Source organism: Microbispora sp. ATCC PTA-5024 (genome assembly GCF_000511135.2).
GTDB classification, from domain to species: Bacteria; Actinomycetota; Actinomycetes; order Streptosporangiales; family Streptosporangiaceae; genus Microbispora; species Microbispora corallina.
Genome location: NZ_KI866527.1, coordinates 333066 through 347473, shown reverse-complemented (window position 1 = coordinate 347473; position 14408 = coordinate 333066). Strand labels below are relative to the sequence as shown.

The 14408-nt window shown below is 72.6% G+C and carries 13 protein-coding genes; 6 read left to right on the top strand and 7 right to left on the bottom strand.

The window, feature by feature from the left end; genetic code table 11:
* The first annotated feature begins 24 nt into the window (after positions 1-24).
* Positions 25-597, top strand: coding sequence for a hypothetical protein (locus tag MPTA5024_RS36045; protein WP_036332532.1), 573 nt, complete (start codon positions 25-27; stop codon positions 595-597).
* 210 nt (positions 598-807) lie between these two features.
* Here the strand turns inward: MPTA5024_RS36045 and MPTA5024_RS36040 are convergent, their stop codons facing one another.
* Both MPTA5024_RS36040 and MPTA5024_RS36035 read right to left on the bottom strand, forming a co-directional pair.
* Positions 808-2106: a hypothetical protein gene (locus tag MPTA5024_RS36040; RefSeq protein WP_036332530.1), complete on the bottom strand. Its 1299-nt coding sequence runs from the start codon at positions 2104-2106 to the stop codon at positions 808-810.
* Positions 2107-2191: 85 nt separating this feature from the next.
* A complete protein-coding gene (locus MPTA5024_RS36035) occupies positions 2192-3805 on the bottom strand; it encodes a dolichyl-phosphate-mannose--protein mannosyltransferase (RefSeq protein ID WP_051459091.1) in 1614 nt (537 codons plus the stop codon).
* Between the two features lie 106 nt (positions 3806-3911).
* Between MPTA5024_RS36035 and rsmI the strand changes: the two genes are divergently transcribed.
* Positions 3912-4733, top strand: coding sequence for a 16S rRNA (cytidine(1402)-2'-O)-methyltransferase (rsmI, locus tag MPTA5024_RS36030; protein ID WP_036332528.1), 822 nt, complete (start codon positions 3912-3914; stop codon positions 4731-4733).
* 111 nt (positions 4734-4844) lie between these two features.
* On the opposite strand, the gene MPTA5024_RS36025 is transcribed toward rsmI, so the two are convergent.
* Positions 4845-6341 (bottom strand): hypothetical protein, encoded by a 1497-nt coding sequence (locus tag MPTA5024_RS36025; protein WP_051459090.1) that lies wholly within the window; start codon positions 6339-6341, stop codon positions 4845-4847.
* Positions 6342-6437: 96 nt separating this feature from the next.
* Here MPTA5024_RS36025 and MPTA5024_RS36020 point away from each other — a divergent pair, with 96 nt between their 5' ends.
* Positions 6438-7679 carry a glycosyltransferase gene (locus MPTA5024_RS36020; RefSeq protein WP_063794845.1) on the top strand — a complete coding sequence of 414 codons (1242 nt, stop codon included), beginning with the start codon at positions 6438-6440 and terminating at the stop codon, positions 7677-7679.
* 203 nt (positions 7680-7882) lie between these two features.
* Here the strand turns inward: MPTA5024_RS36020 and MPTA5024_RS36015 are convergent, their stop codons facing one another.
* Together MPTA5024_RS36015 and MPTA5024_RS36010 are read right to left on the bottom strand one after the other, a co-directional pair.
* Positions 7883-8473 (bottom strand): hypothetical protein, encoded by a 591-nt coding sequence (locus tag MPTA5024_RS36015; RefSeq protein WP_051459088.1) that lies wholly within the window; start codon positions 8471-8473, stop codon positions 7883-7885.
* A 38-nt stretch (positions 8474-8511) separates the two neighbouring features.
* Positions 8512-8805, bottom strand: a complete 294-nt coding sequence (locus MPTA5024_RS36010; protein WP_051459087.1) for a hypothetical protein — start codon at positions 8803-8805, stop codon at positions 8512-8514.
* A gap of 271 nt (positions 8806-9076) precedes the next feature.
* Here MPTA5024_RS36010 and MPTA5024_RS36005 point away from each other — a divergent pair, with 271 nt between their 5' ends.
* The 3 genes from MPTA5024_RS36005 (at position 9077) to MPTA5024_RS35995 (ending at position 12485) form a co-directional block, all read left to right on the top strand.
* Positions 9077-9949 (top strand): helix-turn-helix domain-containing protein, encoded by an 873-nt coding sequence (locus MPTA5024_RS36005; protein ID WP_036332526.1) that lies wholly within the window; start codon positions 9077-9079, stop codon positions 9947-9949.
* A gap of 84 nt (positions 9950-10033) precedes the next feature.
* The gene (gene metG, locus MPTA5024_RS36000; protein WP_036332524.1) at positions 10034-11620 is read left to right on the top strand and encodes a methionine--tRNA ligase; all 1587 of its coding nucleotides are present in this window, start codon (positions 10034-10036) and stop codon (positions 11618-11620) included.
* Between the two features lie 10 nt (positions 11621-11630).
* Complete coding sequence (locus tag MPTA5024_RS35995) at positions 11631-12485, top strand: TatD family hydrolase (RefSeq protein WP_036332522.1); 855 nt, start codon at positions 11631-11633, stop codon at positions 12483-12485.
* A gap of 14 nt (positions 12486-12499) precedes the next feature.
* On the opposite strand, the gene MPTA5024_RS43030 is transcribed toward MPTA5024_RS35995, so the two are convergent.
* Both MPTA5024_RS43030 and MPTA5024_RS43025 read right to left on the bottom strand, forming a co-directional pair.
* Complete coding sequence (locus tag MPTA5024_RS43030; protein WP_198167596.1) at positions 12500-13936, bottom strand: integrin alpha; 1437 nt, start codon at positions 13934-13936, stop codon at positions 12500-12502.
* Positions 13933-14408: hypothetical protein (locus tag MPTA5024_RS43025; RefSeq protein ID WP_198167595.1), on the bottom strand; the 476-nt coding region annotated here is incomplete at its 5' end. The genes MPTA5024_RS43025 and MPTA5024_RS43030, both read right to left, overlap by 4 nt.

Below are 14408 nucleotides of genomic sequence, written 5' to 3'. Positions count from 1 at the left end.
CGATCTGAGCGGAGAGGCGGAGGCATGCGGGTTGCCACGGTGCTGATGGGGGCGGCGGTCGCGCTCGCCGTGACGGCGTGTGGCGCGGACACGCCCGCGGAGCCGTCAGGGGCGGCGAAGCCCGCCACGTCCGCCGGCGCGCCGGCCGCTTCCGCGAAACCGGTGACGTCGGCCGACACGGTGGCCCTCGGCACGCTCGTGGCCGGCGGGCAGCCCCGCCCGGACATCCCGGTGTTCGCCGTGGCCTGGCCGAAGAGCGGCGAGCTCGACAAGATCCAGGAGGGCGCCGACGTCCCCACGAAGGTCGTCGCCCAGGGCAGGACGGACGCCGGCGGCAGGTTCCGGTTGCGGCTCGACCCGGCGTCGATCGACCCGCTCTACAAGGAGGACGCCGGCGACGTCCAGATGGAGATCGTCGTGGAGTCCGAGGACGGGCCGTCCTGGCAGTTCACGGCCACGCAGGGGGACGAGGGCTGGTCCACCGCCGACGCGGAGCCGGGCAAGGACCGGCCGTTCGAGGCGCGGCTGGAGGTCGACAAGGCCACCGGCGAGCTCAAGGTCCAGCGCCTCGACACCTCCGTCTCCGCCGAGGGCTGACCCCCGGCGCCCCGGAGGTCCCACGCCGACTGGAGCCGAGGGCTGAGCTCCGCCCGGCGCCTCGGGTTTTCGCGCCGACCTCAGGCCGGTACGCCGACCGGAGCCGAGGGCTGAGCTCCGTCCGGCGCCCCTGAAGTCCCGCGCCGATCTCAGCCGAGGGGCGGGCCCACGCTCGGGGGTCCCGCGCAACCGCTGGCCGGAACGCCGACCTCAGCCGAGGCCGGCGTACTGGCGGGGGCGCAGGGCCTGGGCGCGCAGCGCGGCCAGGGCGGCGGAGCGGCCGGGAGAGGTGAGCCGCCACGGGGCGTCCCACGACGAGCTCTCCCGCAGGCCGAGGGCGTCGAGCCGGCGGCGCAGCTCGCCCAGCGGCCCCGCCAGGTCGACGGCCGTCACCTGGCCGCCCGCGGCCGTGCGCCAGCCCTCGCCGTTCACCACCCGTGCGACCCGGTCGCCCAGCTCGGCGTACGGCAGTGAGCCGTTGTCGACGAGGAACATCAGCGCGCACTCCCGGATGGAGACCTCGAAGTCGTGCTCGCCGGGCGCGGGGGTGAGCAGCGCGGGAGTGACCGCGTCCCACAGCCGCTCGGGGTCGTCCAGCAGGGCGCGCCCCGTGGGGGTGAGCACGAGCCTCCTGCCGCTGCGGCGCAACGCCTTGAGCTCCTCGACCGCGATCTCCTTGAGGGCGCCCAGCGGGGCGACGTCGGCCTCTCCGCGTACGGCCCGGCCCGCCGTGGTGTCCCAGCCGAACCGGTCGGCGGCGTCGACGGCCACGGCGCGGGCGAGGTTGAGCCGTTCGGTGAGGCGCAGCCCGCCGCGGGCCAGCCCGAGCAGCCAGCGCACCGGCTCCAGGGACGGCTCGGCGGGCGCCGGGACGGGGGCGTGCAGCCGCACCTCGAACGGCTGGGCCAGCTCGCGCCGCGCGGTGCCGCGCCCGAGCACCCACCGGTTGAGCCGCTCCCCGTGCACCCGGTGCAGCCAGCAGTCGCCGCCGAGCTCCGTGCGGGAGGCGGTGAGCCAGCGCCGGGTCAGCTCCTCGCGGTCGACGGTCTCACGCGACACGATGGCCAGCTCCAGGGCGGCGGCGCAGGCGACGTGGGCGCCCATCTCCTCCGGGCCCATGATCGAGCTCCACGACAGCTCGGGGATGTCCGGGGGCAGCACGCCGGTGGCCTCGAGCGCGGCCTGGTAGGCGGCGGCTCCGGCCTCCTCGCCCTCCCGCGCGTACGTCCGCAGGATGCGGGCGGTCGAGGGGGAGTCGCACAGGGCGGCGTAGCGGTCCATCCCGCCGAGCCTGAGCAGCTCGCCGAGCGCCCGCGCGATGGTCGTCTGGTCGCCCGGCACCTTGATCGGCAGCGTGTACCAGAGGAACTCGCACACGTCGAGCTGGCTGATCGTCTCCAGGGCCTCGCCGCCGGCCAGCCATTCGACGGCCACGCGCGCGGGCTCGGCGATGTCCGGCTCGGAGCGCTCCAGCTGGGCCAGCAGCGCGGCGACGTCAGGTGCAGGCATGACCCGCAGTCTGCCGTATGGAACCCATCGTTGACGACGACCGCGTATCACCGGCGACCACCCCCGCGCCCCACCTTACGGGTGGTCAGATCCACGACGGGAAGAGCATGCGCGCATGCCAGGCGTCGTACGGGATGACCTGGGCGGAGAGGATGGGGTAGAGCCAGCCGAAGTTGACCAGGGCCAGCAGGACGAACGCGCCCACCACGACCGTCCCCAGGACGCGCCGGCCAGGCCGGGCTGCGTCCACCGGCCCCATGATGAGCCCGAACGCCAGCACGATCGCGAGCACCATGAACGGCACCATCGGCATGGCGTAGAACAGGAACATCGTCCGGTTGTCGGCGAGCGAGAAGTAGAACCAGGGCAGCCAGCCGAAGGCGTAGCCGACGAGCACCGCGCCGGCGCGCCAGTCCCGGGTGGCCACGTACCACGCGATCATGGCGATCAGCGCGATCAGGCCGCCGAACCAGATGACCGGCGTGCCCACGCCGAGCACGGCCGACGAGCAGGAGGGCGCGCCGCAGGTCTTGGGCGACTCGTAGAAGAAGGCCACAGGGCGCAGCAGCAGCGGCCACTGCCAGGGCCTCGACTGGTACGGGTGGGTGGACTCCAGGCCGGTGTGGAAGCTGAGGACCTGCCGCTGGTAGTCGATCCACGACGCGACGGAACTGCTGAGGAAGTGCAGCGGGCCGCCGGAGGTGGCGTCGGCCCAGTTGCGGCCGTATCCCTTGTCGGTGACGAACCACCCGGTGAACGACACCACGTAGGTGACCACGGGCACCACGGCGGTCCAGACGGCGGCCAGTGGGAGGTCGCGGCGGAGCACCGCCAGGTACGGACGGCTGATGCCGGCCGCCCGTCGGGCGCCGATGTCCCACGCGAGCGACATGATCGCGAAGGCGATGATGTAGAGCACGCCGGTCCACTTGGTGGCCGTCGCCGCGCCGAGGCACAGGCCCGCCGCGAGCCGCCAGGGCCGCCAGCCGAGCGACGGGCCCCACCCGTCGGCCGACGCGGCCGTGCTCTCGTACCAGTCGGCCATCCGACGCCGCGCCCAGTCGCGGTCGGCGACCAGGCAGGCGAACGCGGCGAGCACCCAGAACATCAGGAAGATGTCGAGCAGCGCCGTGCGGGAGAGCACGAAGTGGAGGCCGTCGAGGGCCAGCAGGAACCCGGCCGCGCACCCGAGCAGCGTGGACCGGGTCATCCGGCGGGCCGTCCTCGCCAGGATGAGGATCGACAGCGAGCCGAGCAGCGCGGCGGCGAAGCGCCAGCCGTACGGGTTGAGGCCGAAGATCATCTCGCCGACGCCGATCAGCCACTTGCCGAGCGGCGGATGCACCACGTAGGAGGCGCACTGGTCGACCTGGGCGCACTGCTTGAAGATGTTCTGGTTGCCGGCCAGCATCAGCTTGTCGGCGCCCTCGACGAACTGCCGCTCGACGCCGTACCTGATCGTGGCGAAGGCGTCCTTCGCGTAGTAGGTCTCGTCGAAGACCACCGAGTCGGGCGTGCCCAGGTGGATGAACCGCAGGACGGCGCCGAACAGGGCGACGGCGATCGGGCCGATCCACCCCCACATGCCACTGCCGGGCAGCGCGGGGACGAGCCTGTCCCGCACGGACGGCGGAGGCGCGTCCTCCGGGCCCTCCTCGGGCTGCTCGAACGGCTTGTGTGAGAAGTCGGTCACGGCCACCCGGACAGAGTACTGGCGAGGCACCCGCCCGAACACGGCCTACGCGCCGATTGTGGATATCCGGCCTTTCGCCGATGAACGTTTCACACAGCCATAGGGTGGACGGGTGCTGATTCTCGCCGGGGCCCCGATCGGCAGGCCAGGGGACGCGTCGCCGCGGCTCCGCGAGGTGCTCGGAGCGGCCGACGTGATCGCGGCCGAGGACACCCGCAGGCTGCGCAGGCTCGCGTCCGACCTCGACGTGGCCCTCACCGGCCGCATCGTCTCCTACTACGACGCGAACGAGTCCGCCCGCGCCGAGGAGCTGGTGGAGGCCCTGATCCAGGGGCAGGACGTGGTGGTGATCACCGACGCCGGGATGCCGGGCGTGTCCGACCCCGGCTACCGCCTGACCCGCCTCGCCGTCGAGGCGGGGATTCCGGTCACCGCACTGCCCGGCCCGTCGGCCGTCACGACCGCCCTCGCCGTGTCGGGCCTGCCGAGCGACCGGTTCTGCTTCGAGGGCTTCCCGCCGCGCAAGGCGGGGGAGCGCGCCCGCCGGTTCGCCGCCCTGGCCGCCGAGGAGCGGACGATGGTGTTCTTCGAGGCGCCGCACCGGCTGCACGCCTGCCTGGAGGCGATGGCGGAGGCGTTCGGGCCTGACCGGCCCGCCGCCGTCTGCCGCGAGCTGACCAAGACGTACGAGGAGGTGCGGCGCGGCGGCCTCGGCGAGCTGGCCGCGTGGGCGGCGGGCGAGGTCAGGGGCGAGATCACGCTGGTCGTGGGCGGGCGCGAGCCGGATCTCACGCCGCCGAGTCTCGACGACCTGGTCGGCGAGGTGGCCCGCCTGGAGGCGTCGGGCGTGCCGCGCAAGAACGCGATCGCCGACGTGGCCAGGGCGGCCGGCGTCCCCAAACGCGACCTGTACAACGCCGTCCACGCCGTCTGATCCCCCGCACACGGCCCGCCGCACACGGCCCACGCCCGCCGCACACGGCCCACCCGCACACGGCCCGCCGCCGCGCGGGCAAGGCCAGACGTACGGCGGACGTACGGCGGGTCAGGCGGGCTCGGGGACGGCGGCGGCGGGCGGCTCGACCGCCTCGGGACGCGGGCGCCGCAGGCCGGCGAGCGCGATGGCGGCGGCCATGCACGCCAGCGGCACGGCCGGGAGCAGGTAGCGGTAGTCGAACTCGGCCGTCGCGGCCGGGGCGAGGACGAGCCCCACCGCGCCGAGCCACGGCAGCAGCGCCGGCCCGCCGAGCTCGCGCCACCGCACGGCCACGCCGTACAGGCCGACGAGCAGCAGCAGCCCCAGCACGATGCCGGGCAGGCGCACCACCTTCTGGTAGCCGACCATGATGTCGTACCAGGGAGAGACGACGTGGGTGGCGGCCGGCCCGTTCTCGTACGCCTCGGCGTCCCGGTCCGTCGTGCTGTGGTAGGAGCTCCACGCCGGCAGCTTCCGCGTGTACTCGTTGCGGAACTCGTACTGCAGGAACGTCTTGGCGTCCGGGAACTGCGGGCGGTCCCAGCGGAAGGCGCGGAAGAAGTCCTTGGCGACCCCCGCGACGTAGTCGCCGGGCTGGGAGAGGATGGCCCTCTTCGCGAACGTGCTCGCGTCGGCGTTGATCTGCGGCGTGAACTTCATGCCTGAGCCGAAGACGTGGAGCTGGTTCTGCTCGTCCCACCACAGGTACGCCTGGGCCGACGGGGCCCGCTTGTCGGGCGGCGTGTTGATGCACAGCAGCGCGAGCTCGAGCTCCTTGCGGGAGTCGATGTTCATCTTGTGGCAGTCGGCGAACAGCGCGGTGCGCATGTAGAGGATGACGCCGTCGCTGTTGGTCATCGCGAACTGGCCGTTCACCGCCTTGAACCAGCTCATGTACCCCAGGACCGGGACGGCGCAGGCCACGACCATCGCGACGACGGGCCGCCAGCCGGCCCGCTTCACCACCAGGTAGGCCGCGATCAGCACGAGGATCGGCAGGCCGATGCTCCGGGTCAAGGCGGTCAGCGCGAGCAGCAGCCCGACGACGGCCCCGGTCTTCCACGACATCGTCCGGTGCCACAGGACGAGCGTGACGACGCCCACCACCAGCAGGATGAACATCGTGTCCGACATGACCAGCTGTTCCAGCTCGATCTGGTACGCGTCGAACAGGACGGGGGCGGCCGCGAGCGTCGCCCCCCAAGCTGGGATGCCAAATCTCTTGGTCAGCAACGCATAGATCATCACGGCCGCCGCGAGACCCATGACGTGCTGAGTGAAGACGACGAGCCCGAAACTGTGGAATGGCTTGAGGATCAACAGCCAGAAGCTGTACCCGTCGGGCCTGATCGGGTGCGGCCGCGGGCGCAGCGCGACCGACACGTAGTCGTAGGAGTCGTTGAACCACATGGCCGGGCCGAACCCGAGCATGGTGACGACCCTGAGCACGGCCGCTGCCGCGCAGGTCAGCGCGAAGACCCGGTGACGGCGCAGGAGCGCGACCGCGCGCTTCCAACGGCCGACCGGGGAGGCGTCCACTGAAGGAGGATCCGCGACCGCGACCATGGTTACAGAATGCCAGCCGTTTTGTGGACTTGACTCGGGCCCTACGGGGAAGCGGGCATCATTGGTGTCCTGCCGTCATATGCGAGGAGTTGCGACGTGGAACTTACCGTTGTCATGCCATGCCTCAATGAGGCCGAGACCGTTGAGATCTGTGTGCGCAAGGCCCTCACCAGCATGCGCGAGCACGGGATCGACGGCGAGGTGGTGATCGCCGACAACGGCAGCACCGATGGGTCGCAGCAGCTCGCGCGCGACGCGGGCGCCCGTGTCGTCCACGTTGACGAGAAGGGGTACGGAAATGCCCTGATCGGCGGTGTCCGGGCCGCCCGTGGCAGGTACGTCATCATGGGCGACGCCGACGACTCCTATGACTTCACGAACCTGCTGCCGTTCGTCGAGCAGCTGCGCGACGGCGCGGAGCTGGTGATGGGCAACCGGTTCCGCGGCGGCATCGCGCCGGGCGCCATGCCCCCGCTCCACCGCTACCTCGGCAACCCGGTCCTGTCGTTCATCGGCCGGCTGTTCTTCCCGAGCGAGATCGGCGACTTCCACTGCGGCCTGCGGGGCTTCCGCCGCGACTCGATCCTGCGGCTCGGCCTGCAGACCGGCGGCATGGAGTTCGCCTCCGAGATGGTCGTCAAGGCCACGCTGCAGGGCCTGGACGTCCGCGAGGTGCCGACCACGCTGTCGCCCGACGGCCGCTCCCGCCCGCCGCACCTGCGCTCCTGGCGGGACGGCTGGCGTCACCTGCGCTTCCTGCTGCTGTACAGCCCCCGCTGGCTGTTCTTCATCCCGGGCCTGGTGCTGATGAGCCTCGGCCTGCTGGCCGGCGCGGCGCTGACGTTCGGCCCGGTCTACATCGGCAAGCTCGCCTTCGACGTCGACACCCTCGTCGGCGCGTCGGCGATGGTGGTGATCGGCTTCCAGGCCGTGCTGTTCGCGCTGTTCACCAAGGTGTACGCGGCCGAGGAGGGCTTCCTGCCCGAGGACCGGCGCATCCGCAAGCTCGTCGACATCGTCACGCTGGAGAAGGGCCTGCTCGCGGGCGGCGCCCTGGCCATCGCCGGTCTCGCCGGTCTCGGCGCCTCGCTCGCCCACTGGGGTGGCCGCAACTTCGGCGAGCTGATCCCGGCCGAGTCGCTGCGCCTGGTCGTGCCGTCGGCCACCGCGTTCGTCATGAGCTTCCAGACGATCTTCGCGTCGCTGTTCATCAGCATCCTCGGCATCCGCCGTTCCCGGGAGACCCCGGCGGACATCGCGGCGTCCGCCGCCGAGGAGGCCGCGCAGGCCGTCAACCGCGAGCCGGAGACCGCCGCCGGTCGCGAGTCCGTGGCCTAGACCTCCGCTGGATCTTCCTGCCGCCCGCCGCAGCGCGCCTCGCCGCGCGCTGTGCGTCGTCGCACCTCAGGTGAGCCACACGACGAAGACGCGGCGGGGTGCTCCGCACCCCGCCGCGTCTTCTCGCGTCAGGTGAACGGCCCGGCCGGCAGGCGGTGGACGACCTCCGCCGACGGGCGGAGCCGGTCCGGCTCAGGGCCCCGTCAGGGCCTGGTGAACACCTGGACATCGGTGTTCGCGTCGCCCTGGTCGACCTCGTCGCTGGTGTAGTCCACGACGTAGAACGACTGGCCGTGGAGCTGGCCGACGGGCGCGTTCGCGCCGACCTTCAGGTTCACATCCGTGGTGAAGGACTGGCCGGGCTGCAGCGTGACGTTCGGCTGCTCGCAGGCCGCCACGGTGAAGCCGTCCGACTGCTGGACGCGGCAGCCCATGGGCTGCTTGGCGAAGGTGAGGCCGGGCGGCAGGCTGATCCCGTACCTGAGACCCTTGGCGGGGCGGCTGCCGTGGTTGCGGATCGCCCAGTCGAAGACGACGCTGTGGCCCCGCCTGACCGGGGTCAGGCCGGTCTCCCCGGCGTCGTCGCCGTCGACCACGACGTCGGCGTAGACGTCCTGGGCCCAGGTGACCAGGTCGTAGCCCGGCGGAGCGACGGTGACCGGCACCTCGACGCCGTTGTCGTCCGGATAGGGGTCGGGAGTCGTGCTGGACACCTTCACCGACAGCGTGCCCGCCGCGCCCTGCTCGCCCAGGCTGTACAGCGGAAGTCCGAAGTCGCGGGAGTAGCCAGACATGTCGCCCAGACGGCAGGTGTATCCGGCCGTGTGGCCGTTCAGCCGCTCGGAACGAGGTAGCCCACACGGGTCCTGTTGAGCTTGCTGACATCGACGGTGACGGTGACGTTCTTCGCCGTCGTGCCGGAGTCGACGAAGTTGACGATCTCGAACTGGAACGGCTTGGCATGGGCCTGTGTGACGCCCTGTGCGAGCAGGCTGCTCTCCGGCATGACGGCCACGTACGCCTGGTCCTCGGCGTGCGCCGGAGTCCCGGTGACGGCGAGGCCGGCGGCGGTGAGCAGTGCGGCGGAGCCGGTGCGGCCCAGCCAGGAAGATCTACGGAAACGCATTTATCCCCGGATAAATGGTGAGTGACGAGCCGACCGTAGCGATCTACTGAACCCCACTGCCGTCTTCGCCGGGAACAGTGCGGTTTTCCGGCAGACAAACGCGTCGAACGTGCAGAAAGAACCGGGGAAACACCGGCCAGGCACCCGGGGACCGACCTGTCCGCCGGCGGTGCGGAGGCCCGTTACGTGGCCCCGCTACGCTCCCGACGGCGACACGGATACGACCGGCGGTGGGCCGCCGCCGGAGATGTGGGCATGAGGAGTCCGGCAGATGGCGGAGTTGGGCCTGGTCGATACCTGCGGCATACTCCGGCAGCCCTGGATCACCTCCCGGCGCGACAGTTCGGGCCTCGGCTGGGAGCACCTGTACGTCTCCGCCCAGCAGGAACGGCCGTACCGCGCCGAGTTCGCCCCCGCCCCCACCCATCTGCTGATCCTGCACCTCGACGGCCCTGTCACCGTGAGCCGTGGCCAGGGGAGGTCCTGGTACTCCCGGCAGGTTCCGGCCGGAGGGCTCTTCCTCCACCCGGCCCGCCGCAGTCTCTCGGTGGAGCTCGGGGGCGGGCTCGACACGGTCCACGCGTACCTCACGGATGAGGCGTTGCGTGAGGCCGACGACGGCCGCCCGGTGGAGCTGCGGGAGGAGCTGGGCACCAAGGACGCGATGGTCGAGCAGCTCATGCTCGCGCTGCACGGTGTCGTGCGGCGTTGGGAGCCCTCCGCCCGCACCTATGTGGACCATCTGACCGGGATGCTCGCCGCCCAGCTCGCGCACCGGCATGGCGCGGGCCGTGAGCGCCCGGGGCGCGGAACCCCGAGCGGCCTTTCGCCGCGGCAGATGTCCAGAGTGAGGGAGCTGATGGAGCAGCGGCTCGCCGAACCGCTGCCGGTCGCGGATCTCGCCGCCGCGGCCTCGTTGAGCGTCAGCCAGTTCACCCGGCAGTTCAAGGTGAGCACGGGCGAGTCGCCACACCAGTACCTGCTGCGGTTGCGCCTGCAGCGGGCATGCCGCCTGCTCCGCACCGGGAGCTCCTCCATCGGCGAGGTGGCGGTCGGCTGCGGCTTCTCCCACCGGGAACACCTCACCCGGGTGATGCGCGCCCGGCTGGGCACGACCCCGGCCGCCGTCCGCCGCGCGGGCTGACCTTCCGGGAGATGTCGCCCGCGTGTGCGGCGCGCGGCGTCTTAACCCGAGGAGTCATCTCCCGTGGGCCGATAGGATTCGCACATGGCGGCTACAGGAACGACTGCATCCGGGGAGTCGGCGTTCTACGTGACGACGCCGATCTACTACGTCAACGACGCCCCGCACCTGGGCCACGCCTACACGACCGTCGCGGGCGACGTGCTCACCCGCTGGCACCGCCAGCGTGGCGAGAAGGTGTGGTACCTCACCGGCACGGACGAGCACGGTCAGAAGATCATGCGTACGGCCGAGGCGAACGGCGTGACTCCCCAGGAGTGGTGCGACAAGCTCGTCGAGGAGTCCTGGAAGCCGCTCTGGGAGCACCTCCAGATCGCCAACGACGACTTCATCCGCACCACCGAGCCGCGGCACACCGAGCGCGTGCAGGAGTTCGTGCAGGACCTGTACGACAAGGGCGAGATCTACAAGGGCGGCTACGAGGGGCCCTACTGCGTGCCCTGCGAGGAGTACAAGTCGCCGGGCGAGCTGCTCGAGGGCGACCTGTGCCCCATCCACAAGCGGCCGGTCGAGTGGCTGAAGGAGGAGAACTACTTCTTCCGGCTCTCCGAGTACGGCCCCCGCCTGCTGGAGTTCTACGAGGCCAACCCGGACTTCATCCAGCCGGCCTCGGCGCGCAACGAGGTCGTCCAGTTCGTCCGGCAGGGCCTGCAGGACCTGTCGATCTCCCGTTCCACGTTCGACTGGGGCATCCCGATCCCGTGGGACCCCAAGCACGTCATCTACGTGTGGATCGACGCGTTGCTCAACTACGCGACCGCCGTCGGGTACGGCGCGGACCAGGCCAAGTTCGACACCACCTGGCCGGCCGACGTCCACCTGGTGGGCAAGGACATCCTCAGGTTCCACGCGGTCATCTGGCCGGCCATGCTCATGGCGAACGGGCTGCCGCTGCCGGGGCGGGTCTTCGCCAACGGCTGGCTCATGGTCGGCGGCGAGAAGATGAGCAAGTCGAACCTCACCGGCATCTCGCCCCGCGAGCTGACCGGCCACTTCGGCGTCGACGCCTACCGCTACTACTTCCTGCGGGCGATCCCGTTCGGGCAGGACGGCTCGTTCTCCTGGGAGGACTTCACCGCCCGCTACACCTCCGAGCTGGCCAACGACTTCGGCAACCTCGCCTCGCGGGTGGCCGCGATGGTGGGCAAGTACTTCGACGGCACACTGCCCGAGGCCACGGACGCCGGTCCCGCCGAGCAGGCGGTCGCGGACGGGCTGGCCGCGGCGGTCGCCCGGGCGGACGTCATGATCGGCGACCACCTCGACTTCGCGGGCGGCCTCGGCGCCGTCTTCGACTTCGTGAAGCAGGTCAACGGCTACCTGAGCGAGCAGGCCCCGTGGAAGGTCGCCAAGGACGACTCGCCCGAGGGCCGGGCGCGCCTGGCGACGATCCTCTACACGGCGGCGGAGTCGCTGCGCGCGATCGCGGTCCTGCTCAACCCGGTCATGCCCACGACGAGCGCCAAGCTCTGGGCGTCGCTGGGAGCCGAGCCGCATCTCGGCGCCCTCGCGGCCCAGCGCATCGCGGACGCCGCCACCTGGGGCCGGCTGCCCGCCGGGGCCGAGATCGTCAAGGGCGAGATCCTCTTCCCGCGCCTCGAGAGCGCCTGACGGGCCGGTCGTGAGCGAGCTCCCGCCGCCGCCCGAGCCGCTGCCGGGCGAGGTGTTCGACAGCCACTGCCACCTGGACATCATGGTCGCTAGACGGCAGGCCTCGTCCGGCGACCCCGTGGCGCTGGCCGCCCAGGCGGCCGCCGCCACGGTCGAGTCGATCCTCGACGAGGCGCGGGCGGTCGGCGTGACGCGGCTCGTCACCGTCGGGTACGACCTGCCCTCGTCCCGGTGGAACGCCGAGACGGCCGGCGACCACCGCGACGTCTACGCGGGCGTGGCCATCCACCCCAACGAGGCGCACGCGGCGACGCCGGAGGTGCTCGCGGAGATCGAGGAGCTCGCCCGCCTGCCCCACGTACGGGCGGTGGGGGAGACCGGGCTCGACTACTTCCGCGACTGGGCGTCGCGGGAGGACCAGCACGCGAGCTTCCGCGCGCACATCGAGATCGCCAAGCGCACCGGCAGGGCGCTGGTGATCCACGACCGTGACGCGCACGACGACGTGATCGCCGTGCTGGCCGATCAGGGCGCTCCCGACGTCGTGGTGTTCCACAGCTTCTCCGGCGACGCCGAGCTGGCCAAGCAGTGCGCCGAGGCCGGCTACTACATGTCGTTCTCGGGCCCGGTGACGTACAAGAACGCCGGATATCTGCGTGAGGCGGCGGCGGTGGCGCCGCCCGAGTTGATGCTGGTCGAGACCGACGCGCCCTACCTGCCGCCGACCCCCCACCGGGGCAGGCCGAACGCGCCGTACCTGATCCCGCTGACGCTCCGCTGCCTGGCCGAGGTCAAGGGGATGGACGTGGCGGCGCTCGCCGCCGCCGTCAGCGCCAACGGCGAACGGGCCTTCGGCGCCTGGTGACGATCGGCCCGGCGTCAGCCCGCGACGGCGGCGCCGAGATCGGCTGACGACACGCCCGTCCCCGGCGGCCGGTAGGTCGCGCGGCCGCCGTCCAGGAGGGCGACGGCGCCGGTCGGCCCGTGGTCGGGGGCGCCCGCGAGCAGCGTGCGGCCCGGCGTGAAGGGCGTGGCGCCGCCCACGTCCGTGACGGCCGCGCCCAGGTGCTCGTACGCGGCGCTCCCCGCGGCGAGCTGCCTGCCGCTTCCCTCGACGATCTGGCGGTTCCCGGCGCTCTGACCGGCGTCGGCGAACGCGCGCACCACGCCGGCCTCCCGCGCCGGCCCGGACGGCGCGTAGGGGGCGCCGGCGGCGAGCGACAGGACGCCGCCCGCGTCCCACCAGGCGAGGCTCCAGGCCGACACCGGGCCGAGGGCGCGCAGCGGCGCCAGCCGCCCGGCGCCCCTGCGGACGAACACCTGCACGAGGCCGGAGTCCTTCGTGCCGCCGTCCGTCAGCGGCGCGGTCGCGGCCAGGTAGCCGTCGCCCTTCCACTCCGCGTAGTCGAGCGCGTAGCCGAACCGGTCGCCCGAGCTCTCCCGGACCGCGTCGGTGGCCTGGCGCAGGTCCCACTTGACGCTTCCGTAGTGCCCGCGTGCCGTGGCCACGTCGAAGACGACGCCCACCATGCCCGCGTCGATCCTGCCGGTGTCGACCTGCCTGCCCGCGCCGTCGTCGTTCTCGTACGGCACGCCCACGGCGAGGTCGAGGTCGTCCGGTCTGCCGCCGAGATGGCCGAGGGCGACCGCCCAGCCGTACATGTCGCCGGCCTCGCTGTTGCCGATGACGCCGTCGGAGTCCTGGGTGATCCTCGCGAGCCGTTCCGGGGTCTCCCGCACCCGGAACAGGTCGATGGCCCCCGAGTCCCGCTCTCCGTCGCTGTCGGCGTGCGGGACCCCTACGGCCACGAGCGCGCCGCCCTCGCCGAGCTCGGCCGCGGCGACCGACCAGCCGAAGTGCGCGTCCCGCTCGGGATCGGGGCGCAGGACGGCCACCCGGGGCGTGCCCGAGGGGGTGCCGAAGACGACGTACGCCGCTCCCGCGTCCCGCGTGCCGTCCTGGTCGGCGTACGGCGCGCCGACGACGACGTCCAGGCACCGGTCGGCGTCCACATGGGCGGTCCGCACCGACCAGCCGAAGGCGGCTCCGGCGGAGGGGACGGGGGCGTGCAGCGCCAGCACGCCCCCGCGTCCCGCGTCGAGGAGCACGTGGACGGCGCCCGCCCCCGCCAGGCCGCCCACCCCGGCGAACGGGTCCCCGGCGACGGCGTCGTCGGTGCCGTCGCCGTCGAAGTCGGCGGCGCCCGCCCCCGCGCAGCCGTCCGTACGGGCGAGGGCCGGGGACGCCGCTGCGGGCGGGAGGGCGGCGAGCAGGATCAGGGCGGCGACGGCGGCCAGCACGGACGGCGGTCTCACAGCCGCACCTCCACGCCCCGGGCGACCACCAGGGTCGCGGGCCGCCGGCCCGGAGGGAGGTCGAAGACCAGCACGCCGTCGGCCCGGGCGCCCGGGGGGACGGCGTCGGGGAAGGCGGTCGACGCGGCGCCGGCCGGGTGGTCCGCGCCCCGGTCGTCCACGAGGCGCGGGGAGGCGGCCGCGAACGCTGCCTCGTCCCCGCCCAGGTTCAGGAGCGTCCACGTGACCACGCAGAGGCCGCCCTCCCGCGCCGTCATGGCGCCGTACGACGTGAGGCCGCAGCGGGGCGCCGCCGGGACGATCAGCTGGAGGTCGTAGCCGCCGGTGTGGATGCGTCGCCCGACGTCCGGGCCCGGGGCGGCCGCCGGAGTGGCCGCCGTGCCGGCCGTTGGCGGCCGGACGGCTCCGGCCGCCCGGCCCGCTCCTCCGGTCGCCCGGACGAGCACCGCGACCGAGACGCTCAGGGCGACCG